The organism is Paeniglutamicibacter kerguelensis (genome assembly GCF_017876535.1).
Classification (GTDB): Bacteria; Actinomycetota; Actinomycetes; order Actinomycetales; family Micrococcaceae; genus Paeniglutamicibacter; species Paeniglutamicibacter kerguelensis.
The window spans coordinates 3713957-3736814 of sequence record NZ_JAGIOF010000001.1 but is presented as its reverse complement, the minus strand read 5'-3'; the positions used below and the strand labels follow the sequence as shown (position 1 = coordinate 3736814).

Annotated in this window: 22 protein-coding genes; 15 read left to right on the top strand and 7 right to left on the bottom strand. The window is 59.9% G+C overall.

Going from position 1 to position 22858, the window contains the following annotated elements; genetic code table 11:
* The first annotated feature begins 39 nt into the window (after positions 1–39).
* The gene (locus tag JOF47_RS16975; protein ID WP_210000577.1) at positions 40–1263 is read left to right on the top strand and encodes a CaiB/BaiF CoA transferase family protein; all 1224 of its coding nucleotides are present in this window, start codon (positions 40–42) and stop codon (positions 1261–1263) included.
* Positions 1260–2078 carry an enoyl-CoA hydratase/isomerase family protein gene (locus tag JOF47_RS16970; RefSeq protein ID WP_210000572.1) on the top strand — a complete coding sequence of 273 codons (819 nt, stop codon included), beginning with the start codon at positions 1260–1262 and terminating at the stop codon, positions 2076–2078. The genes JOF47_RS16975 and JOF47_RS16970 overlap by 4 nt, the downstream gene beginning before the upstream one ends.
* A 245-nt stretch (positions 2079–2323) precedes the next feature.
* Here the strand turns inward: JOF47_RS16970 and JOF47_RS16965 are convergent, their stop codons facing one another.
* Positions 2324–3004, bottom strand: coding sequence for a GntR family transcriptional regulator (locus JOF47_RS16965; RefSeq protein WP_210000569.1), 681 nt, complete (start codon positions 3002–3004; stop codon positions 2324–2326).
* Positions 3005–3134: 130 nt separating this feature from the next.
* Between JOF47_RS16965 and JOF47_RS16960 the strand changes: the two genes are divergently transcribed.
* The 7 genes from JOF47_RS16960 to JOF47_RS16930 all read left to right on the top strand — a co-directional run bounded on the left by JOF47_RS16960 (position 3135) and on the right by JOF47_RS16930 (position 11244).
* Positions 3135–4163, top strand: a complete 1029-nt coding sequence (locus JOF47_RS16960; RefSeq protein ID WP_210000567.1) for an NAD/NADP octopine/nopaline dehydrogenase family protein — start codon at positions 3135–3137, stop codon at positions 4161–4163.
* Between the two features lie 2 nt (positions 4164–4165).
* On the top strand, positions 4166–5641 hold the full coding sequence (locus tag JOF47_RS16955) for an ABC transporter substrate-binding protein (protein WP_210000566.1): 1476 nt from the start codon (positions 4166–4168) through the stop codon (positions 5639–5641).
* Positions 5642–5686: 45 nt separating this feature from the next.
* Positions 5687–6592, top strand: coding sequence for a carbohydrate ABC transporter permease (locus JOF47_RS16950; protein WP_210000564.1), 906 nt, complete (start codon positions 5687–5689; stop codon positions 6590–6592).
* A 101-nt stretch (positions 6593–6693) separates the two neighbouring features.
* Positions 6694–7557, top strand: coding sequence for a carbohydrate ABC transporter permease (locus tag JOF47_RS16945; protein ID WP_210000561.1), 864 nt, complete (start codon positions 6694–6696; stop codon positions 7555–7557).
* Positions 7554–9479, top strand: coding sequence for an FAD/NAD(P)-binding protein (locus JOF47_RS16940; protein WP_210000559.1), 1926 nt, complete (start codon positions 7554–7556; stop codon positions 9477–9479). Before JOF47_RS16945 ends, JOF47_RS16940 begins: the two co-directional genes overlap by 4 nt.
* Positions 9463–10518 carry a peroxidase-related enzyme gene (locus JOF47_RS22375; protein ID WP_210000557.1) on the top strand — a complete coding sequence of 352 codons (1056 nt, stop codon included), beginning with the start codon at positions 9463–9465 and terminating at the stop codon, positions 10516–10518. The genes JOF47_RS16940 and JOF47_RS22375 overlap by 17 nt, the downstream gene beginning before the upstream one ends.
* A 228-nt stretch (positions 10519–10746) precedes the next feature.
* Positions 10747–11244: a winged helix-turn-helix transcriptional regulator gene (locus tag JOF47_RS16930; protein WP_210000555.1), complete on the top strand. Its 498-nt coding sequence runs from the start codon at positions 10747–10749 to the stop codon at positions 11242–11244.
* Here the strand turns inward: JOF47_RS16930 and JOF47_RS16925 are convergent.
* A complete protein-coding gene (locus JOF47_RS16925) occupies positions 11241–12611 on the bottom strand; it encodes an MFS transporter (RefSeq protein ID WP_210000553.1) in 1371 nt (456 codons plus the stop codon). The two genes, JOF47_RS16930 and JOF47_RS16925, sit on opposite strands and share 4 nt — an antisense overlap.
* A 136-nt stretch (positions 12612–12747) precedes the next feature.
* On the opposite strand from JOF47_RS16925, the gene JOF47_RS16920 reads away from it, so the two are divergent.
* A complete protein-coding gene (locus JOF47_RS16920; protein ID WP_210000550.1) occupies positions 12748–13485 on the top strand; it encodes a VOC family protein in 738 nt (245 codons plus the stop codon).
* Positions 13486–13589: 104 nt separating this feature from the next.
* Complete coding sequence (locus JOF47_RS16915; protein ID WP_210000547.1) at positions 13590–13955, top strand: nuclear transport factor 2 family protein; 366 nt, start codon at positions 13590–13592, stop codon at positions 13953–13955.
* 38 nt (positions 13956–13993) lie between these two features.
* Here JOF47_RS16915 and JOF47_RS16910 read toward each other — a convergent pair whose 3' ends face one another.
* Together JOF47_RS16910 and JOF47_RS16905 are read right to left on the bottom strand one after the other, a co-directional pair.
* Positions 13994–14500, bottom strand: coding sequence for an Lrp/AsnC family transcriptional regulator (locus JOF47_RS16910; protein ID WP_210000545.1), 507 nt, complete (start codon positions 14498–14500; stop codon positions 13994–13996).
* 158 nt (positions 14501–14658) lie between these two features.
* Positions 14659–16116: an aldehyde dehydrogenase family protein gene (locus tag JOF47_RS16905; RefSeq protein WP_210000542.1), complete on the bottom strand. Its 1458-nt coding sequence runs from the start codon at positions 16114–16116 to the stop codon at positions 14659–14661.
* A 195-nt stretch (positions 16117–16311) separates the two neighbouring features.
* On the opposite strand from JOF47_RS16905, the gene JOF47_RS16900 reads away from it, so the two are divergent.
* From JOF47_RS16900 to JOF47_RS16885, 4 genes are all read left to right on the top strand, one after another.
* Positions 16312–17745: an APC family permease gene (locus JOF47_RS16900; RefSeq protein ID WP_210000539.1), complete on the top strand. Its 1434-nt coding sequence runs from the start codon at positions 16312–16314 to the stop codon at positions 17743–17745.
* A gap of 19 nt (positions 17746–17764) precedes the next feature.
* A complete protein-coding gene (locus tag JOF47_RS16895; protein ID WP_210000536.1) occupies positions 17765–18118 on the top strand; it encodes a DMT family transporter in 354 nt (117 codons plus the stop codon).
* Positions 18119–18206: 88 nt separating this feature from the next.
* A complete protein-coding gene (locus JOF47_RS16890; protein WP_245356411.1) occupies positions 18207–19640 on the top strand; it encodes an NAD(P)/FAD-dependent oxidoreductase in 1434 nt (477 codons plus the stop codon).
* Positions 19637–20056 (top strand): cupin domain-containing protein, encoded by a 420-nt coding sequence (locus JOF47_RS16885; RefSeq protein WP_210000533.1) that lies wholly within the window; start codon positions 19637–19639, stop codon positions 20054–20056. Before JOF47_RS16890 ends, JOF47_RS16885 begins: the two co-directional genes overlap by 4 nt.
* A gap of 360 nt (positions 20057–20416) precedes the next feature.
* Here the strand turns inward: JOF47_RS16885 and JOF47_RS16880 are convergent, their stop codons facing one another.
* The 3 genes from JOF47_RS16880 to JOF47_RS16870 all read right to left on the bottom strand — a co-directional run bounded on the left by JOF47_RS16880 (position 20417) and on the right by JOF47_RS16870 (position 22732).
* On the bottom strand, positions 20417–21250 hold the full coding sequence (locus tag JOF47_RS16880) for an alpha/beta fold hydrolase (RefSeq protein WP_210000531.1): 834 nt from the start codon (positions 21248–21250) through the stop codon (positions 20417–20419).
* 249 nt (positions 21251–21499) lie between these two features.
* The gene (locus JOF47_RS16875) at positions 21500–22108 is read right to left on the bottom strand and encodes an NADPH-dependent FMN reductase (protein ID WP_210000529.1); all 609 of its coding nucleotides are present in this window, start codon (positions 22106–22108) and stop codon (positions 21500–21502) included.
* Between the two features lie 234 nt (positions 22109–22342).
* Positions 22343–22732 carry a hypothetical protein gene (locus tag JOF47_RS16870; protein ID WP_210000527.1) on the bottom strand — a complete coding sequence of 130 codons (390 nt, stop codon included), beginning with the start codon at positions 22730–22732 and terminating at the stop codon, positions 22343–22345.
* Between the last annotated feature and the right edge of the window lie 126 nt (positions 22733–22858).

Below are 22858 nucleotides of genomic sequence, written 5' to 3'. Positions count from 1 at the left end.
CCTCCGCCACTCACCACTACCTTGACCAAGGAGCACCACTTGCTGCCATTGAACGGAATCCGAGTCATCGACCTCAGCCGAGCGCTTGCCGGCCCCTACTGCACGGCATTGCTCGCCGACATGGGTGCAGAGGTCATCAAGATCGAGACAATCAGCGGGGGAGACTCCTCGCGCGCCTGGCCTCCCTTCCAAGGGGATCACAGCCTGTACTTCGACTCGACCAACCGCAACAAGAAGTCCATCTCCGTGGATCTCTACAGCGAGGAAGGCCGGGTCCTGCTGGACCGGCTTCTGGCCGACGCCGATGCGCTGGTGGAAAACTTCAAGCCCGGTACGATGGAAAAGATGGGGCTCGGCCCGGACCGGCTGCGTGAAATCAACCCGCACCTGGTCGTCTCCTCGATCACCGGGTACGGCGCGGCCGGACCGTGGAAGGACAGGGCCGGACTGGACCAGGTGATTCAGGCGGCCTCCGGGTTGACCTCCGTGACGGGCAAGAACGCCGAGGAAACCTACCGCGTGGGGATCCCGCTGGTCGACATTGCCACGGGCATGACCGCGGCCTTCGCGTTGGTGAGCGCGCTTTACTCTCGACTGAACGGCAACGGGACCGCGCGGGTTTCCACCTCCCTGTTTGAAACCGCGCTCGGGCTCTCCGCGTTCCAGGGCCAGACCGCCCTGTCGCTGAACCAGGCGCCGGTGCCGCAGGGCAACAACCACCCGACGATTGCGCCCTACGGCGCCTTTGCCACAGCCACGGAAAACATCGTGGTGGCGGTCGCAACCGAGGCGCAGTGGAAGGCGTTCTGCTCCATCCTGGATCGCCCCGAGCTCTTCGACGACCCGCGCTTCGGCACGGGTCGGGACAGGGCGATCAATAGGGACGAGCTCAACAAGTGCATCCTGAAAGTCCTTGTTGATCGGCCGGCCAGTGAATGGATTGAGGCGATCAATGCCGTTGGCATTCCGTGTGGGCCGGTGCTCAATTACTTGCAGGCAGTCAACAGCGAACAGGCCCAGGCGCTTAAGCTCATTGCCGATACCCAGCGGGCGGATGGTTCGAACCTGCGTGTCCTCCGCGGGCCGATCAGCGTCGACAATGAGCCCACCCCGGTCAGGCAGGCACCGCCTGCGCTCGGGGAACACAGCCGAGAGATCCTGGATTTCATGGGGCTGTCCGCGGAACAGATAGATTTGCTGGTCACCGAGGGCATTGTTCGCGAACCAAAGGTGCTGAGCCAGAGCGGAGTGGCATCACGATGAGTACGGAAACCCTGATGGCCGCCACCGAGTGCGGGCAGATCGCCCTCGATGTTGATGGTTGCATCGGCCGGATCGTGATCGACAATCCGCGCCAACGCAACGCCATGACCCGGGACATGTGCATTTCCCTGGTGAAGGCAGTGCAACGGGCAGACGCCGACCCGCGGGTCAAGGTCATCACGCTGCGCGGTGCGGGAAAGGACTTCTCCGCCGGTGCCGCGATCAATGAGTTGCACCAGGTGCTCTTCGACAACGGCGCCGCCGGGCAGGCGATTGACCGGCTCAGCGAGGCCGACGCCGCGCTCCAGTCGGCATCCAAGCCAACCATTGCGTTGGTAGAAGGGATCTGCATGGGCGGCGGGTGGCAGATCGCATCGGCCTGTGACATGAGCATTGCCTCCGAAACGGTGAAACTGGCGGTAACCCCGTCCAAACTTGGCATCATCTATCCACGCAGCGGCATCGAGCGTCTGGTCCAGCGTCTGGGCGCCGACACGGCAAAATACGTGCTGTTCAGTGCAGACCTGATTCCGGCGAAGAAAGCGGCGGATTGGGGGCTGCTGACCGAAACCGTGCCGGAGGAAGAATTCGAGGAGTTCGGCCGGTCGTTGGTCTTGCGAATCGCCGAGCGCTCCCAGTACTCGATCCACACCATGAAGGCGCTCATTGATTCCATGGTTGCCGCAGATGACCAAGACAGCGCGGCGTTGTGGGATGCCGAATGGGCGCAAGTACCGGATGGCGAGGACTTCCGAGTTGGGCAGGCAGCGTTTTTGGCCGGAGAAAAACCCAATTTTACGTGGAGCGCAGCATAGGATCAGCGCCGCGGGGTCACCGCCAACGCAGTCCTGATGGAAACCAGGTGCAGGGGCATGGCATTCGCATTTGGAAGCCATGCCCCTGCACTTTTTGTGCCTAAGCTTTATGTCGGCTGCCGAAATGCTGCGAGCAACACGGTGACGATACCCCTGCAACCTCGTGGGGATTCGCACAGCTGACCTTTTGCTTCAACCCGGAATATGGGAAATTCTAACCTTCGAATGCCAAGGGCCTGCGTAATCTAGCGGGTGTCGCCCTTGCCGGTAAGCAGGCCATATTCTTGCTCTTGGGCCATCTGCGAAGTTATCTGTGCGCGTGACCTGGCAATGCTCTCTTCGGTGATTAGTCGGGCACGATGTGGATCGCCACTCTTGATAGCGTCGATGAGTTCAGTGTGCCTGTGTCGCGGTGGCATTGGGCCACCTTCGGCCGCACGAACAGACAAGAACCAATGCATCTGGTCCTGCAATTCGGCAATAATCTTGGTCATCTTTGGAATGCCCGCAAGCGCAGCAATGCCAACGTGGATGGAACTGTGGGTGTCCAAGTCCGGGGAATTTTCATCGCTCCGTTGGAACACTTCATCCAGGTCCTCTAGATAAGCGATCTGGGCAGCTGTAGCTTTCAAAGCGGCTATTTCACTTGCAGCTGGCTCCAGGAGCGCACGAAGCAAGTAGACATGACGGATGTCGTTTGCAGAAATTCGGTTTACCAGTGTTCCTCGTTGGGGGAGTATCCGAATGAATCCCTCGGAAGACAGCCTGACCAGTGCTTGGCGGACAGGCGTTTTGCTGGCGCCGAGTTCGGCGGCAAGGGCGTTCTCGTCAATGACCGAATCTGGCATGAGCTGGGCGCTGAGAATTCGACCCTTGGCTAGGTCGTAGGCACGGTCGACAAGCGACACCTTGGAGGAGGTCATCATTTCGCAAGAGTACCAATCCAATCCGAAAAATTCTACTGAAATTTAAGTTGGATTTTTTCTTGACACGACTCAAGTTTTAGATTGAACTGTTACTCAGGTCACACGGGTAATCGAGAGTCGGAGGTGAAAGTTGTCCATTCTTATTTTTGGAGACCAGCAAGCTGTCAACGTTGCTGGATATGTTGCATCCGTTTCTGGCGAGATGGTGTATCTCAGTGCAAGCAATCAAGTTCCAGTCGTAGCAGTAGAACGAGATGGCGGCTTGGTGGCAGTGGACGTCATTTCGCTATCGGTTCGGGAAGCAGCGAGCCAACAATTCGAAGCCGCAATCGTCGTCACCGAGTCGCGCAGGCTTCGTGAAGCCATTGAACCACTTCGCTTTGCGCTTTGCGGCAAGCCGCTGTTGCTTGCACCAGGCGGATTTGGTGGCGTTTTGCGGGTCAAGAAGTGGTTCGAGGAATGGTCGTTGGTTCCACCACGCCTGGCAGAGACCACCGGATTCCCCGTCTCGGGAACCATCGCGAACGGAAACCTTAGATCTCACACACTCAAGCATTCCCTCCCGTTCGCCGCTGAATCGCTTGTTGCGACACAGGAACTATTGAGCTTGTTCGAGCGCTTCCTGCCGGAACTTACCGCGAGCGATTTGAGCACAACGTCTCTGTCCAACACGAACCATATGATTCACCCCAGCGTGGTGCTACTCAACGCGATCCGTGTTGAGAATGGCGAAGAATTCAATTTCTACCGCAATGGGTTGTCACCTGCCGCTGGACGTCTCATCGAACGAATAGATGCCGAACGAATCGAAATTGCTCGACGCGTCGGAGCCGAGGCACTCACCGTTCGTGAATGGATGATTCGTTTCTACGGGGAAGAAGGCATGGCGGGCAATGGAATTGTCGAGTGCCTGCTCAACTTCGCCAATTTCGAGCGGGTTCCATCCCCACCAAGTCTCGACTACCGGTATATCGCTGACGACGTCCCATTCGGCGTGGCGCAGTGGGCTTCCTTGGCCAGGACCTTGGGGATAGAAACACCGGCAATGGACGCGTTGCTCGGCAACATAGAACTTCTCGCGGTTGGCGTCCCCCTGGAAGCCGATCCGATTACCACCGACCTGTTCCTCGATCACCTCGCACTACCCAAAGGAGTCTGACAATGAAGGCTGGAATGGAAAGCGAACACGCAACTCTACGGAACCTCAAAAAGCGTTTGGTCAATGGAGACATTGGACGCCGAGGATTCCTTGCAGGCGCCATGGGTCTTTCGGCCTCGGTGCTCCTCAGCGCCTGTGCCGGGGGTACCGCTTCAAACGCTGGCTCGCCAGGAAAGACCAGCAACGTCATTCCGCTGTACACGGTAGAAAACGATCCGGCCACACTCGCCTTCTACAACCTGACAATTGAGAACTTCAAAAAAGACTTTCCCGACATGGACGTCAAGGTAACCGTCTACGCTGATGCCAACCAGCTCCAGTACCTCACGACAGCATTCCAGAACAAGGTGGATGTCGGAATCTTCTCCCCGGCGGTGAGTTCATTCCCCGACTTCGCTCGTGCCGGTCATCTGTCGAACCTGGATGATCTGATCCAAGAGATCGGGGCCGATGATTTCATGGACGGCACCCGCATCATCGTCGATGGACACGACGTTGCCATGCCGCTGCAATCCAATTCGTCGCTGGTCTACTACCGCAAGGATCTGTTGGAAGGTGCCGGGCTAACCGTCCCCAAGACCTTCGACGAGTACTACAACGCCATCGAAACCCTCCACGGCAAGGACGGGATCGCCGGCATGGCCATGGCAGTCGGCCCGACCCCGCAGCTGCCCCTGCAGTTCTTTGCTCCGTACATCTACCAGTCAGGCCACGACTACTTCGACCGTGAAGGCAACGTCACTTTCAACAACCCCGATGTCCTCGGCGCCGTTGAAAAATTCGTATCAGTCATGAAGTTTGCACCGAAATCCATGCACAACGCTGCATTCGGAGACATCGTTTCGGCATACACGGCCGGCCAAGCTGCCTTTGCCACATTCCCCGGACGCATGGGAGCCGTCATCGCAGAGCGTGACCCGGAACTGGCCGCAAAGACAGGCGTCATGCGCATCCCGGCCGGAGACTTCATGACCGGAGATCTGCACTTTGGCTCAAGCCAGCAGTACGCGATCTATTCGAAGACAGCCAACCCGGAGATGGCACGCGAATTCTTGAAGCGGCTGACCACAGGTCCCGATGCACTCGCCTTCGCGAAAACGGTTCCCGGCCACCTGCTCCCACCGTTGAAGAGTGTCATGGCGGAGTTCAAGAAAGAGCTGGCAACACCCAAGGAAGAATTCTTCAAGAAGCATGGCGACTGGGTTCAGACCTTTATGGATTGCGCCCCAAACTCCATGACGGCTTCCGTCAGCATGGGTGCGGTAGTCGACGGAAAGTACGAAAAACGAATCACGAATTTGGCTCCATTCGGTTCACAGATTTGGGCAGCCCCCGCAGTCGACGGCGTGATGTTCCAGGAGATCCTGTTGGAGAACCGAAACACCAAGGAAGCCTGGCAAGACGCCGGCAAGAAAATGCAAGACATCGTCGACAGCTTCCGGAAGAGTAATCCGTCATGGAAACCGGAAATCATCTAGCCATGTTCCCGGTCTTCCACATACTCCGAAATGAGCGCTGACCCGATGAGTATCGACGTCAATTCACGAGCTGCCCAACCCATTGCTCCCGTCAGCAGGGCAGCTGCAAAGAAACGTAGCCCCATGGCAACCCTTGGGCGGACATTGCAATACGCCGCACTTGTCACGGTCGTCTTGACCGCTATCGTTCCCATGTACTGGATCGTCGTGAATGCGATACGTCCTGACTCGGAAATCGCCGCGTACCCGCCAACGATTTTCCCGAAGGAACTGACGTTCAAGCACTTCATCGATCTCTTTGAAGTCTACGGATTCCAGCAGTACCTCACCAACAGCCTGATCGTTTCCTCGATAGCCACCGTGGTTGCCCTGGTCTTCGGCATCATGGCGGCCTATGCAATGAGCCGGTTCGAGTTCAAGGGGGTTCGTGCCGTTGGCGAACTGTCACTTCTCGCCTACCTCTTGCCGCCCATTTTGGTCTTGGTTCCGATTACACAAATTCTCTTCGGAAATGGTCTGGGTGATAACCGCGCAGCGCTTGCGGTGCTGTACGTGGCGACCTTGCTGCCGTTTGCCCTGTGGATACTGCGCTCGTACTTCTCGGGTTTGGGAATCGATACCGAGGAAGCAGCAATGATTGATGGTTGCACCCGCTTCGGGGCATTCATTCGAGTCGTACTGCCGCAAACCCTGCCAGGAATTGCATCAACCGCAATCTTCACCTTCAACGCAGCCTGGAGCGAGTACCTATTCGCTTCCACGCTCATGACGAGCAATGAAAAGCTCCCGGCAAACCCGGCAGTGTTCCTGCTGATGGGACATATGGGTACCGAATCGTGGGGCCTGCTCATGGCAGCAGCTCTCACCATCATTCTTCCGGTCATGATTCTGTTCTTCATGGCACAAAAGTGGCTGGTTGCTGGCCTGACTGAAGGAGCTGTGAAGGGTTGAGCACGACACTTGAGAAAGCGCCCAAGCAATCGTTGGTTGTTCGCCGTGGACAAGGTTCGGATCAACAGCCAAAGCCGAAACGCTACCTTAGCGACAGAGCATTGGCATATCTGCTGATATCGCCGGCGTTGGTTCTTATCCTGGTCTTCGCCGTCTACCCGTTCATTGTCGCAGTCATCAACAGCTTCAACCTGGTTGACATCAACACGGGCATGAAAACCCCCGTGGGGTTGGAAAACTATGTTGCCATCTTTGCCGATGCAAATACCCGCGACTCGTTCTTCAGAAGCATCAGCTGGACAACGTCGAACATGATTCTGCAGGTTGTTTTGGGCGTCGCAGTGGCAATGCTGCTGAACCTGAACCTCAAGGGCCAACGTATCGCCCGTGTCTTGGTTCTCATCCCGTACATGGTTCCGGCCATCGTGGCTGCACTGGTCTTCAGGTTCATGTTCAACGACGTCACGGGCGTAGTCAACTATGTCCTGATGAAGGTTGGATTCATCGATCAGCCGCTCAATTGGCTTTCCGATCCAGCGATGATGATGCCGACGTTGGTTGCAGTAAATGTCTGGAAATACTCTCCGTTCTTCATCATCGTCGTCCTTGCCAGGCTTCAGTCGATCCCGAAGGACCTATTCGAGGCGGTCGCCATCGATGGTGGCGGCTGGTGGCACCGTTTCACGGCGGTAACGCTCCCCTCGATCATTCCCGTGGTGCTTGCCGGCATGCTCTTGCGTACCATCTGGACGGCGTATGACTTTGACGTTCCCTACCTGCTTTCGAATGGAGGCGGCCCTTCGGGTTCCGCAGTCACCGTGCCGCTCCAAATCAGGGCATTGGCATTCGACCAGCAGCAGTTGGGGCAAGCCTCAGCATTGGCTGTCTGCACGGCAATCTTGTTGACCGGAGCGGCGTACTTCTACCTCCGGGGCTACCGCAAGAGTGAAAAGGCATCCGAATGACCGAAGCAGGTGCAGCTACGATCCGCATAGCAATTGTGGGCGCGGGACCGCGGGGGATATCCGTGCTGGAACGGCTCTCTGCGAATAGTGCGCTGGCCCAGGGCGTATCAACAAATGTCACGCTCTTCGACCCCTTCGAACCGGGAGGGGGACGGGTGTGGGCAAGCGCGCAACCGCAGCATTTGCTGATGAACACCTTGTGCGCCGACGCCACACACTTCACGGATCGTTCGGTTCAGTGCGAAGGCCCGATCGTCGAAGGCCCAAATCTCTACGAATGGTCCCGAATGGTAGCCAACGGGACCATAGAAACCGTGGAGACTGGCATCCTTGCCGAATCAAGCCGGATGGAACCCCACCGCCATCCTTCGCGAAAGATCCTTGGACACTACCTTGAGTGGTGCTACGACAAGGACCTGGAACGACTGCCTGAGAACTTTACTGTGGCATTTGAACAACGGGAAGTGACGGGCCTTCGCCGTGTCGGTGCCCGAACCATCGTGGAAACCGAATCCGAAACCTACGAGTTTGACGTTGTCGTTATCGCAACCGGGCATACGGATTCTCTGCCCAATAAACAGGAAGCAGCAAATCTTGATTTCGCGGCGGATCATGGCCTCTACTACGGGTTGCCGTCCAACCCGATAAGCCAGGACTTGAGCAGTATCCAGCCTGGATCAGTCATCGCAGTTCGCGGATTGGGCATGAACTTCTTTGACTACGTCTCACTTCTTACCGAAGGCCGAGGCGGTCGCTTTGTGGAAGAAGCGGACGGGTCGCTGACCTATCTGCCATCGGGGCAGGAGCCAATCCTTCTAGCGGGGTCGCGACGCGGAGTGCCATACCGGGCCAAGGGCCTCTTTGGCCAGATGACACCGCAGTTTGCCGCACGCTATCTGACACCGGCCATCGTTGAAAACCTTGCCTCCCAGGAACGTCAGCTCAATTTCTTGGAAGACCTTTGGCCGCTTGCTGTCAAGGATGCGGCGTATACCTACTACCGGGTCCTTTCCGAGCAGCACCCAGAGTATTTCGCCGGCACGTTCGGGGACATCGTCGATGGCCTGGACAGCTTCAACTGGGAGAGCGCTGGGATGGAAGCGGTCTTGGCAAGCGCCGTGCCAAATCAGCAGCATCGGATTGACTTCGGCGCAATGGACAAGCCGCTGGCCGGGAAAACTTTTAGCACCTATGACAGCTTCCTTGACTGGTGGAAAACCGATTTGGCTGAGGACTACGAGGAAGCAGTCAACGGGTTCCATAGCGCTACCAAGTGTGCGGCGGTCGCCATTGGTGCAGCGAGAGGGGCGATTCGCAGGTTGGCACGGTACGGAGGGTTCACAGGGGACTCTTATGCCAAGGATGTGCAGGGATGGATACGTGGCTTTGCAGGTTCAGTCGCTAGCGGTCCGCCAGCGCGGCGCATCAACGAGCTCAAGGCACTCGTGGAAGCCGAAATCGTTTGCCCACTCGGCCCCGACATGGTTGTTGAAAGATCGGACGGGTGTTTCAAGGCTTTTTCACCTGCGATTCCCGGCATTGTGCATGAATGCGTTGGATTGCTTGAAGCCCACCTACCAGGTAACCATGCCGCCCGCAGTAGTTCATCGCTGCTTCGCCAAATCGTTGAAGATGGGACTGGACGGCTTTTCCAAATCCCGAACCCGGGCCAAGAACCTTTCATATCAGGGGCGCTCGAGGTGGGGCATGAGCCGTATGCCCTGATCGCCGCAGACGGAACATCGCAAGAAGGAATCTATGTGGTGGGGGTTCCACTGGAATCCATCCACTGGGGTACACAACTAGGACCCTTGGCGCATACCAACTCTCGATTCTTGCGTGACAATGATGCCGTGGCTCGCGCCGCAATAAACTTCGGAAGGACGAACATTGCTGCATTGGAAAGTGCCCAACGCGCTTAGAAGTGAGGTTGCAAGGCTGACGAATGTTTCGCTCGAGGCGGCATTCGGCGAATTGAACTCGGTGCAGGAAGCACTGACTTCAATTTCGGCTGCTGACCGACTTCGAATCGCCATCTGTGTTGCCCCGTATTGCGGTGATCAGACCCTTGTAGATGAGTTTGGCAGTGAGCTGGACGCGATAGCGGGAAACGGCAGCTACGCTGCGATCCTTGACGAATCCGCTTGGGTTAACAACTTTAGTGCGCGCCGGATCTCACTTTTTGAGCATGCGATTGAGATGGCAGTGGATCCGACATCAACCGGGGAAGCTGCAATCATCGCACTGCGCGAAGCGGGTCATAGTGAGGCAGCGATTGTGGCGGCAAGCCAAGTCACCTCGTTTGTTGCGTACTTTGGCAGGCTTCGCAGGGTCGCCGAGCTGTTGAACGTCAGTAGTGCTGCGGTCGCGCCACAGTTGATTCCTTATTCCGAAACCAGTGAGCAGAAGTTCGGGCACCCCCGGCAGGAGTACCCGTTGATGGATTGGCGTGGATTTGTCATTGGCATCCCGGCTTTCTCCGAAGACGTGCGTACGGACCAAGCCAAGGGGGCCTCGGACTACTATTCGGTGCTCAGGCACGAGGAAGGATTCCTGGGAGTCCGTACCGAGCTGTACGACACGATCATGACCGGGGAGGGGCAACTGGAACGCGCCGAACGCGAATTCATTGCCCTGGCCACCAGCTTGGAGACCGGTTGTGAATTCTGTGCCACGGTGCATGGCCGACGGCACTTCTTCCTCTCAAAGGACACAATTTCCAGCCCGCGGCTCAAGCATCTTGGTATTGCAGGGCTAGAGTCATCGCGTGAGCGTGCACTTGCGGGATTTGCCAGCGCCATGGCAACTTCACCGTCCTCGGTGGAAGCGGGCCATCTGGAGGCGTTGAAGGTGCACGGGTTGGATGACGGGCAGATTTTGGATGCTGCGGCAGTCTCGGCGATGTTCAGCTGGGCCAACCGGCTCATGCTCACGTTGGGTGAGGGGATCTCGCAGAACTAGGACAATTCGCCAGTTATGAATTGACGGACATGTTGAGTAAGTGTCCGAACACGCAGCACTCAGAATCATCCCTGCGCGCCTGTGATCTCTTTGAGCGCGCCCGAGGCGTTGTCGTAGATGTGCAAGGTGGTATCGATCGTCCTGCATCTCGCGATGCAGGCTCCAGACAGGGAAGGGCGCTAAGCTTTCCTCAGGATAGTTTGTTCCGTGAACCTTGAGGAGTCGGGCATGCCATTGCGTTCTGATTGGTCCGAGAGGCCGTGCTCGATCGCGCGCGGAATCGACGCGGTCGGCGATCCCTGGACACTGCTGATCATCCGCGAGCTCATCTCCGGCGTACGGCGTTTCGACGAGATCCGCGAATCGGTCGGGGTGTCGGACAAGGTCCTGGCCAACCGGCTGCGCCAGCTCGTCGAGGGCGGTTTGGCCACGCGTATTCCCTACGGGAACGCCTCGACGCGACGCTATGAGTACGAGCCGACGCAGGCCGGGATCGATGCGCTGCCGATCCTCCATGCCTTCGCCCTGTGGGCCGAAAAGCATACCCCGACCGCGGGGCTTGGGCAGCGCCTGGTCATCGTGTGCCGCGACTGCGGCCGGGAATCATCCAGGGGGGAAACCTGCAGCGAATGCGGTGCCGTCCTGAGCGCGGACAACGTTTCGTGGATCCGGCCCATCTCGACGGATCGGATCCCCAAGCCGCTCGGTGCCGCTGTCGAGCGCTAAATCGGCTTCTGTGCCGAGCTTTCTTCGACGGTCTCATTCTGCTCTGGCGTATCGAATGCTTTGGGCGCGCCGGGCAGGAAGAACAGGCTGCCGGCGGCCAGGAAGCAGAGCACCGCGGCGGTGATCCAGGCCATGAGGTAGCTGCCGGAGATGTCGCGGCCGATGCCGGCGGTGAGGGCTCCGGCGCCGGCGCCCACCATGTGGAAGGCGAAGACCCAGCCGAAGACCACGGTGGCGCGCACGGGCCCGAAGTACTTGCGGCACAACACGACGGTCGGCGGTACCGTTGCCACCCAGTCCAGGCCGTAGAACAGGATGAAGATCCACAGCACGGGTTCGACCGTGGGGCCCATCAGCGAGTGAACCGTCAGTAACGAGATTCCGCGCAGGCCGTAGTAGACGACAAGCAACAGCCACGGACGCACGCGGTCGGTCAGCCAGCCCGAGGCAATGGTTCCAATGATGTCGAAAACGCCGATCAGCGCCAGCAGTCCCGAAGCGGTTGTCGCCGGCATGCCGTGGTCATGGGATGCGGGAATGAAGTGCGTTTGGATCAGCCCGTTGGTCGACCAGCCGCAGATCCAGAAGGTGAAGGCCAGGATCCAGAAGGCCCGGAACTTCATGGCATGTTCGAGGACCTTGAACGTTTCGGCGACTGCACCGCCCGCGGGCCGCTGCAAAACTGCAGGGGCGCTCTCGACCGCATCGGTTTCATCGGCACCGTAGGCGGTGGTTTTTACCGCCGCGGGGGAGTTGGCAAAGGGCCAGAACAACAGCGGCACGATGGCCAGGGCGAATCCCGCCACCAAGAATGAAGCAACACGCCATCCGTGATGGCCGGTCAGGTGGACGATGGTCGGCAGGAAAATCAGCTGGCCGCAGGCGTTCGCTGCGGAGAAGATTCCCATGACAAGCCCACGCCTGCGCACGAACCAGCGGTTGGCCACCACCGCGCCAAAGACCAGGGCCATGGCGCCGGTGCCGACGCCAACGAGCCCGCCCGACAAGATCCATAGGTGCCACACCTGGGTGATGAACACCGCCAGCCCGGCACCCGCGGAGACCAGCGTCAACGCTATGGCTGCAACCGCTCGCATGGAGAATCGTTCAAGGAGCGTGGCGGCGAACGGCGCCACCAACCCGTAAACTACCAGGTTGATCGTCACTGTCATGGAAAGTTGGGCCCGCGTCCACCCGAATTCCGATTCCAGGGGTTCGAAGAACGCCCCGGTGGTGGAACGGAAGGCCGCTGCCGCGACGAGCGCCAAAACCGTCACCGCAACCACCAGCCACGCGCGGTGCAACCGCGGCCGTGGTCGGCTCGCGACGGCAAGCGCGGGTTCGGCGGGTGACGAAGGCAGTGACATGGTTCAGGCTTTCTCGCGAGGCTGGTTCGTCGCACCACACTGCCACGCTTTCCTTAGGAAAGTAAAGTGTTACGAGGGGCGAACCGCCGCGATGCACCTCCAAATCGGGTGCTGCCTCGGTATAGGATCTGGCGGTATGGCACTGCGACTTGTACAGGTGAATTTCAAGGCCCGGGACGACTCCGCGCTTGGCCGCTTTTGGGCCGATGCGCTCGGCTGGGGTGTTTCCAGCGAGGGGCCCGGCGTGACAAACGTCGAACCACCGGACTTCACCTGGCCGGATCCCGTCGCGGTCTGCATCGACGTCGTCACCGTCCCGGACCCCGAGACGGTGAACTACCGAACGCACCTCGACCTGGCAACCACCTCTGCTGCCCACCAGACGGAACTGGTTGAGCGCCTGAAAAAACTCGGTGCGACGCCCGCCGACATTGGCCAGGGCGACGTGCCGTGGACGGTTCTGGCCGACCCGGAGGGCAACCTGTTTTGTGTGCTGGAGCCCCGGGAGATCTACAGCGACACCGGGTCGATCGCCACGGTGGTGGTCAACTGCGCGGATCCGCGGGCCATGGCCAAGTTCTGGAGCGAGGCGACGGATTGGACGCTGGACGAGGTGACGGACGACCATGCGAGGCTGCGTTCGGCCCGGGGCGTCGGGCCGTATCTGGAGTTCCTGCGCACGCCGGATCCCGACAGCTTTTGCGGACGCGTCCATCTGGATGTGTTGCCGTACCCCGGTGATGACCAGGCCGCGGAGGTGGACCGGCTGCGGGCGCTGGGCGCCACCGACGCGGACGTCGGACAGGGCGATGTGCCGTGGGTCTGCCTCGCCGATCCGGAAGGCAACGAGTTCTGCGTCCTCGCACCGCGATGACGCCAAGCAGCCTTGGCCTTGCCGACAAAGGTCTTCACTCGAGGTGCGAAGCCCGCTAGCCTCGAAAGCATCGCTCGGTGACGAACAGGTTTTGGAGGTTCCCCATGTCCGCAAACAAGGAAACCGTCATGAAGTACATCGACGGATTCAACAAGAACGACCATGACCAGATCCTGTCCTGCCTGACCGACGACATCGAATGGACGGTGTTCGGGCACTTCCACCTGGTCGGCAAGGAAGCCTACGACAACGAGATCGATGGCCAGGAGTTCGCGGGTCCGCCGGTCTTGAAGGTCGTCCGGATGGTCGAGGAAAACGATGTCTTGATGGCCGAGCTTTCGGGCGAGGTGCCCCGACCCGATGGTGAAGTCATGCGCATGGTGGTGGGCGAGGTGTTCGTGATGCGGGACGCCAAGATCGCCGAGCGGCGTGCGTTCCTGGTCGAGCTCAAGGAGAACGAGTACAAGTAGGCGCGGCCCCGTGTGGACTTGGAGCGCTCAGCCGGTAGTCAGGATTCTTCGCCGGGCTTGATTCCCATGTGGCGTGGGTTCAGGCCCGCGGGCGTGCCCACGCCCCACCCGTAGGCCAGCTTGTGGGCCTCGAGGACGAAGAAGGTCTCGGTGGCAACGACCCCGTCGATGAGCTGCAGGCGGTCGTAGAGCAGTTCGGTGTAGTGCTCGAGGTCCCGGCACACGACCTCGACCATGACGTCGTAGCTTCCGGTGGTCAGCACCACGTAGCTGGACTCGGTGAGCGCCGCCATTTCCTTGCAGACGTTCCGTGCCTTGCCTGGTGCGCAGCGCACGCCGATCAGTGCCAGGCGGTCGAAGCCGATCGAGAGGGGGTTGGCGATGCCGACGATCTGCAGCGTCCCGGAGTCTTCCAGGCGCTGCACGCGGTAGCGCACGGAGGATGCGGGAATGCCGGTTTCCTCGGCAATTTCCTTGAAGGACTTTCGGCCATTGAGCTGCAGCGCGGCAATGAGCTGGCGGTCAATGTCATCGAGTTCGGTCATCGGATTCCTTCGCGGCAACGTCCGTTGGTGCCGTTCATTGTGAACATTCGGGCAGGCACCCGGTTGGGCGGGCCTGCCCCGGCACCACTGGTTCCTTGTTAAGTGGGTACGGCTGTGGCGATACTTCCGTATCGCCACAGCCGTACCTGTCTTTTACCTTAGCTGAGGTGGATGACACCCGTGCGGAGGTCCGTCATGTCGAGCAGGGTGTGGACCCCGCCGATGCGGCCCCAGCCGGTGCCCTTGCCGCCGGCGCCGCCGAACGGCATGTTGATGTCCCACCAGCCGTTGGAGTCGTTCACGACGACCTGGCCGGTCTGGAGCTCCTCCATGAAGCGGAAGGCGCTCTTCATGCTCTGGGTGAAGACGGCGGACTGCAGGCCCAGCGCGTCGCCGTTGGCGATGCGCAGGATGTCGTCGTCATCCTGGCCCACGATGATCGGCAGGACCGGGCCGAATGATTCTTCGCGGCTCAGCAGGCTGTCCTCGGTCACGTTGTCCACCACGGTGAATTCGTAGTAGAGGTCGGTGGCGAAATCCGGGCTGCGGCGGCCGCCCAGGAGGATGTCCAGGCCGCGCTCGCGGGCGTCGGCCATGTGCGTATCCATCTTCACGGCAACGAGCTCGTTGTTCAGCGGGCCCAGGTTGGTGCCCTCGGCGAACGGATCGCCGAGCTTCACGGTTGCCTTGGCGTATTCCAGGACTTCCTTGACGAATGCCTCGTGGATGTCCTTGTGGACGATGACACGCTCGGTGGCGCAGCAGACCTGGCCGGCGCAGAAGAATGCACCGTCGACGGCGGCCTTGGCCGCACGCTTGACGTCGGCATCGGCGAGGACAACCACCGGGCCGTTGCCGGAGCATTCCATGATGGAGCGCTTGAGGCCCGCGGTCTTCTGGATCTTCGCGGCGGTGGCCGAGGAGCCGATGAAGCCGATGGCGTCGATGCCGTCGTGGGAGACCAGCTTGGCGCCGAAGTCGCCCTCGCCCGGAAGGATGGAGACGAGTCCCTCGGGAACGCCCGCCTCGATGAGGCATTCCATGGCGGCCAGAACCGTCAGTGCGGTGTTTGCCGGCGGCTTCACGACGTGTGCGTTGCCGGTGGCAAGGCCCGGGGCAACGAACTCCGCGAACATGAGCAGCGGGAAGTTCCACGGGGTGATGATGCCCCAGACGCCGACGGCCGCGCGGAAGGTGAACATGCGCTTGTCGGTGTCGGAGGACGGAATGGTTTCGCCGTTGAGGCGGATTGCGTCTTCTGCATGCAGGTGGAAGAGCTGTGCGGCTTCGGTGACGTCGGCGATGGACTCGGCCAGCGGCTTGCCCTGCTCCTGCGACTGCAGGTGGGCGAGCTCGTCGATGCGGCGCTCCATGGCGTCGCCGATCTTGTGGCAGATTTCGGCGCGCTTGAAGACGCCGAGCTTCTGCCAGGCTCCCTTGGCCTCGTGGGCCTTGGCCACAGCGCGGTTCAGGTCTTCTTCGGTGGGAACCGGGATCGAGGCGATGAATTCACCGGTGGATGGGCTGATGACGTCGTAGCGCTCCTGGCCGCTTCCATCTGAGTACTCTCCGGCGATAAATAGCTGTGTGCGGGTCGGCACGGATACAGCGGTCATGGAATCAAAAGCCCTTTCAAGAGGAATCCGTTGTTGATGATGTAGATCACTATAGCCCGGTCGCGATTGGCGTCAAGAGTAAAATCTCAATGTTTCTTGCTGAAAAAACAATGAGTAGCCAATCTATTGACTTTCGCGACAATTTTGGCAGGCTTCTATTTGTCCTAATGACGGTGATCGAATTGGAAGGCACGAATGTCCGAGCAGTTGACGCTCCCGGAGAGCGAAGAGCAATTACCCAAGAAGATGCGATGGTTCGACGGATTCGCAATGTCCATGACCATGCCTGCGGCGCTGATTGCCACCCTGGGAGCCTCGATTGCCGACCTCGGCGGCTGGGGCGCCGCGTTCCTCTGGGCGGTGTCGATGATCATCGCCATGGGCGTGAACTGGATCTACACCGAACTTGCCACGATGTTCCCCGAGTCCTCGGGCGGCATCACCCACTACGCGGCCGAGGCCTGGAAGAAGCGCGCACCCTGGGTCGCGCCGCTTGCAAGCGTCGGCTACTGGTTCCCGTGGGGCACCAACCTGGCAACCTACGGCGCCATCACCGGCGCACTGATCCAGGCGCAGTGGTTCCCCGAATCGACCTGGGTGGTGAATCTCGGGCCCATTGAGCTGAACCTTCCCATCGTGATCGGCATCGGCGTCATCCTCTTCATGTACCTGATCAACATCGTCGGCGTCCGCATGACCATGGCGTTCGTCTACATCACCGCCGGCATCCTGATGATCCCGCTCTTCGCGTTCATCGTCCTGCCGCTCTTCAGCGGCCAGTGGGCCCCGGCCGAGCTGACCTGGAACCTGCACGGCATGGAGGGCTTCCACAAAGCGCTCGTCTGGCTCTACATCATGGCCTGGACCACCTTCGGCATCGAGGTTTGCGCGACGTTCGCCCCCGAGTACCGCGACTCCGTCAAGGACACCACCAAGGCCATCAAGGCCGCCGTGCTCTTCTGCTTGGGCGTCTTCTTCCTCATCCCGATCACCCTCGGCGGCTACGCCGGCGAGGAGGCCATCAAGGCCAACCCGGCGACCTTCTTCGTTGACAGTTTCGGCTCCCTGGTCGGCGGCGCCTCGGATGTCATGGTCCTGTGCCTGATCGCCTCGCTGCTGCTGATCATGACCACCTCCGTGGCCGACGCCTCCCGCGTGCTGTTCAACATGGGCAAGTCCGGCATCACCGTCCGCGCCGTGGGCAAGCTGAACAAGCGCGGCGTGCCGGTGCGGGCGCTGAACGTCATGGTCGTGCTGAACATCGTGGTCCTGGTGGTGCTGCAGTCGCCGTTGGCCATCATTGTCACCGGCAACCTGGGTTACATCCTCACCCACATCTTTGCCGTCTCCGGCTTCTACATCCTGCGCAAGGACCGCCCGAACGCCGTCCGTCCGATCAAGCTTGCCCCGTGGTTCGTTCCGCTGTCGCTGGTCCTGACGGTCTTCATGATCGTGATCCTGGTCGTCGGCGCCACGGGCTTCTCCGTCACCGGCTACGGCGGCTTCAGGGAATTGGCCATCGCCTTGGGCGTGCTCGCCAGCGGCGTGGTGATCTGGATCTTCGTGCAGAGGAGCGACGCGCGCAAGGAAGCCGAGCGGCAGCCGCAGGACCTCTCCGAACAGAAATAAAGAGGGGGACCAACACGCCATGCACTGGTTCCTGCTTGCGATTGCCATCGCGGCCGAGATCGTTGCAACCACGCTACTGAAGATGTCCGCCGGATTCACCAAGCCGCTGGCCACCATCGGCACGGTGCTTTGCTACGGGGTGGCCTTCTACACGCTGAGCCTGGTGCTCAGGCATGTGCCGCTGAGCATGGCCTATGCCATCTGGTCCGCCGGGGGAACCGTGGCCATCGCGCTGATCGGCGTGGTGTGGTTCTCCGAGAAACTCACCCTCTGGCAGATTGCCGGAATCCTGCTCGCCGTGGTGGGAGTGGCAATGATCAACCTGGGTGCGGCACAAGTGGTTGCGGCACCCGTGGGGACCGCTGGGCTTTAACAACAGTCCAACTGACTCCGAAACGGGCGTGGTGGTGGCATTGCAAACAAGGCCACCACCACGCGTTATCGAAAACGAAAGAAAACAATTGAGTATCTACGAAAACGTGGCCGAAGCCTACGACGATGTGCTGATCGATGCCGCCCTGCGGGCCGTCAGCCATGTTCCCTATTGGTTGGACGATCCCGACCGTCCCGCGGCGCTACCCGCCCTGGAAGGCTCGACGGAAGCCGACCTGCTGGTGGTCGGCGGCGGATACTCCGGCCTGTGGACGGCGCTGATGGCCAAGGAACGCGACCCGGAACGCTCGGTGGTGTTGATCGAAAGCCACCGCGTGGGATGGGCGGCCTCCGGGCGCAACGGCGGTTTCTGCGAGGCCTCGCTGGTGCACGGCGACTCCAACGGCCGGCAGCACCTGCCGGAGGAGAACGACCTGCTGCGCGAACTCGGGTTGGAAAACCTGCGGGAACTGGCCGACGCCGTCGAGCGCTACGGCATCGACTGCGAGTTCACCTTCTCCGGTGTCCTTAAGCTTGCCACCGAGGACCATCAAGTCCAGTGGCTGCGTGACGAGGCAAAGCGCTACCCCGAGCTGGAGTTCCTGGACCGCCAAGAGGTGCAGGCAAGCGTGAAGTCGCCGGTGTACCGCGCGGGACTCTGGGACAAGGAAGGCACCGCGATGATCAACCCCGCCAAGTTGGCGTGGGGACTGCGCCGGGTCTGCCTGGAAAAGGGCGTGCGGATCTTCGAGAACACCCACGCCACCGGCATCGACGACACCCCGGACACCATCATGGTCAGCACCACCGCCGGCAGCGTGAAGGCCCAGCGCGTGGCACTTGCCACCAATGTCTTCCCGTCGTTGCTCAAGCGCCACCGGCTGCACACCATCCCGGTCTACGACTACGCGATCATGACCGAACCGCTCACCGATGAGCAGTTCGCGACCCTGGGCTGGGAAGACAAGCAGGGCCTGGCCGACCTGAACAACCGCTTCCACTACTACCGCAAGACCCGGGACGCCAACGGGGCCGTCCGCATCCTCTTCGGCGGCTACGACGCGGAGTACTACTTCGGCGGCAAGGTGAAGCCGGAATACGACCAGAACCATGAGACCTTCCGGAAGCTGGTCACGCACTTCTACTTCACCTTCCCGCAGCTGGAGGGCCTGAAGTTCACCCATGCCTGGGGCGGGGCGATCGACTCCTGCAGCAGGTTCTTCGCCTTCTTCGACACCTCGCACAACGGACGGGTCGCCTACACCGCCGGGTTCACCGGGCTGGGCGTCGGGGCAACCCGCTTCGCCGCCAACGTGATGCTGGACCTGCTCTCCGGGGAAAAGACCCAGCGCACCGAATTGCAGATGGTGAAGAAAAAGCCGATCCCGTTCCCTCCGGAACCGGTGGCCTTTGTCGGCGTCAAGATGATGACCGGCGAACTGGCCAGGGCAGACCGCAACCAAGGCAAACGCGGGCTCTTCTTGAAAACAATGGACGCACTGGGAATGGGATTCGATTCATGAGCAACACAGCAGAAACCACGGAAACAGCAGCCAACGACGAGCAGCAGGCCCTACACGGCGGCAGCAAGGTCGACGTCCCGGCGCTGGAACTTGAGCACGAGGCGGTGGCGCCCGAGCAGGACGGCGGCGACGCTCCCACCACGGGGTCGGTCGGTTTCGGCGCCCTGGCCGGGGTCGACTTCGGCGTTTGGGAAATGAGCACCGGAAACATGTTCGATGTCGAGGCCGAGGAAATCTTCGTCGTCACGGCCGGCCGCGGAACCGTGATCATCGGGCCCTTTGAGGGTCGGCCGGCGCAGAGCGTTGAGCTGCTCCCCGGAACGCTCATGCGACTGAGTGAGGGAATGAAAACCATCTGGACAGTGACCGAAACCCTGCGCAAGGTCTATGTCACCCCGAGTGCTCCCGGCGCGTAATTTCGCCTGACCCATACGAACGGTGGCACCGGTTCTGCAGTGAAATCTGCAGGACCGGTGCCACTGTCGTGTGGGCGCATACTTCCCGTCCTTCACGACGGGGTCCGGGTCGCCGATGTGCGCCTCGGCGTTCGTCCAACGCGTCATGGACGCCAACGCCACCCTGTCCCAATGGACCATATGGCCGACCCCGCTCGCCAGGCTCACCACCATTGGGCTTCCGGTCACTGGATCGGAAAGCGCAGCGCAGCCCAAAGACGTCCGCGATCAGTTCCGCAGTGACGATATCCGGTGGTGGGCCGCGATGTGACGATCGTTCATGGCCACCTGCGGATCTCAGTGCCCCGAAGAACCCTTGATCTAGCGCGCGAGGAACTCCAACAGAATCGAGTTCACCTCGTCTGCGTGCGTCCACAACAACCCGTGTGGTGCTCCCTCGATCTCGTGGTACTCGGTCGCGGGCAAGAGAGTCGTAAAGCGGCGCGCTGTATTGTCGATGGGCAGGATGCGATCGGCCGTGCCATGCACGATCAAAGCAGGCACGTTGATATGGTCAATATCCGCCCTGAAATCCGTGAGCCATGTGGGTTGGGCCGCGATTGAGGCATAGGCGGAAGCACTGTAGGCAAGGTTCTTATTGGCCTCCAGCGCCTCAGGACTTAGCCGATTGCCCAAGAACTCATCGGTGTTGAAGAAATTCTTGAAGAATTCCGTGAAGAAGGCGTAGCGATCCTTGGAGACCGCCTGAAGCATCGGATCAAAAACTGACTGAGGAATACCCTCCGGGTTGTCAGAGGTCTGTAGAAGGAAAGGCTCGAGCGAGCCGAGGAAGACTGCCTTGGCGATTCGCCCCGAACCATAGCGTGAAAGGTAGCGTGCCACCTCACCGGTGCCCATGGAGAAACCGACCAAGACGGCATCGTTTACATCCAGCGCGTCCAATACTGCTTTCAAGTCGGCGGAGAAAGTGTCGTAATCATAGCCGGAGACGACTTTCGAACTCTTGCCGAAGCCACGCCGGTCGTAAGTGATGACACGGTAGCCGGCTTCCAAAAGTGCGACGGTTTGTTTTTCCCACGATGAGCCGTCTAACGGATATCCATGGATGAGAACGACGGGCACTCCGTTGCCCTGGTCCTCGTAGTAGAGATCGATCGGTGCATTGTTCTCGGTGCCAACAGTGAGTGTGGCCATGACGGTGCTCCTCCCGGGGTGGCTGGAACAATCGTTCCGGCTCGCGTGACCCACCCTAGGGAATAGGCAGCAGGCGTGCAAGGGAGCCAGAACGAATGCCGCGGAGAAGCGATTGAACTAGCCACGTACAGGCTTGCGGCTTCCGGACGTTGGCCGTGGTGTCACGAAAAAGTGCATTCGTGGCACCACGTCAATTTACGACTGCCGCTCACAATAGGAACTACGGCATCCGATACGTAAGGTCAGCAGTTACTTTTCGACCTTCGCCACGGGATCCGGGTCGCCGATGTGTCCCTCGGCGTTGGCGTCCAGGACGCGCTGAACGAACGCCGCGTACTCGCACATGTAGTGGGTGAGGAAATCGGCGGTCGACTCGTCTTTGACGGTGCCGTCTTCCGCAAAGGCCGACGGTTTGAAGTTGATGTAGGCCTCGGGGGAGTTCAGCTGCGGGGCGTCCAGGAAGCTGAGCACGCTGCGCATGGAGGATTGCATGACCGCGGTGCCGATGGCGCCCACGGAGGCCCCGATGATTCCGGTGGGCTTGCGGGCGAAGGAGTTGGTGCCCCAGGGGCGGGAACCCCAGTCGATGGCGTTCTTCAGCGCGCCTGGAATGGAGCGGTTGTATTCGGGGGAGATGAACAGCAGGCCGTCGGACTCGGCGATCGACTTCTTGAGGGCCAGGCCCGCGGGCGGGAAGTCGGCGTCGTAGTCGTAGCTGTACAACGGGAGGTCCTTGATGGGGATCTCGGTGAATTGCAGGCATTCGGGCGCCAACTTGATCAGCGCCTTGGACAGGATGCGGTTGATGGAGCCGGTGGCCAAGGAACCGACGAAGTAGCCGATGTTGTAGGTAGACATGGGGCCAGTCCAGCACTCCGGAACGCCGCAGTCCAGAGTTTTTGATGAATCTTCGTGCTTGCTTGATCTTTCTGGTATTTCGCCCAGCATGGTCTAATTTTCGGGGCCTAATCCATGACTCTGAACCAGGTGATGACCAAACCTGAAACCGCCGACGCCTGTATGCCCTGATCCGTCATAATGGGCCCATTATGCGGCGACCCAAATCGGCTATGTCCGTCCTTGAAGTTCCGGCTAATTATGGAACCCGGAAGGCCTCATCCAGGCGCTTCCTCCCTCCGGTCGTCTTTTCAAGGTCTTCTTCACGCGTAAGTCCTGCATTTCATCAACGATTATTTTGGCCCATTTCGGGCGCACTTCGCGGTAGTGCCCCAGAAAATCTCGGGCATGTAGCGTCAATGCGGCAAATTCTTTGAAAAGCGGATCTCCTTGAGCTGGGGCTCCCGAACCGTTCAATTCAACGCGAAGACGACATATTTGTCGGCATAAATCATCGTATTGTCGCTTTCTTGTCTCGTAGTAGGGGCTCCAGCGAATCGCGTTGGCAGAACCACTAGCGTCGAGTTTTTGCGGCTTTGATTGCAAATTTGTGAGTGTTTTTGCGGTCTCAGAATCCAAATTCACTTGTAATCACCCCAAGAATCAAAATCTATTGGCAGGTTTGAGAGTCGAACCTAACCTGAGGATGCTTTGCTGCCGCGAGGGTTGTCAATAGGTCTTTACGCGTGGAAACACTCCGCGATTCGAAGG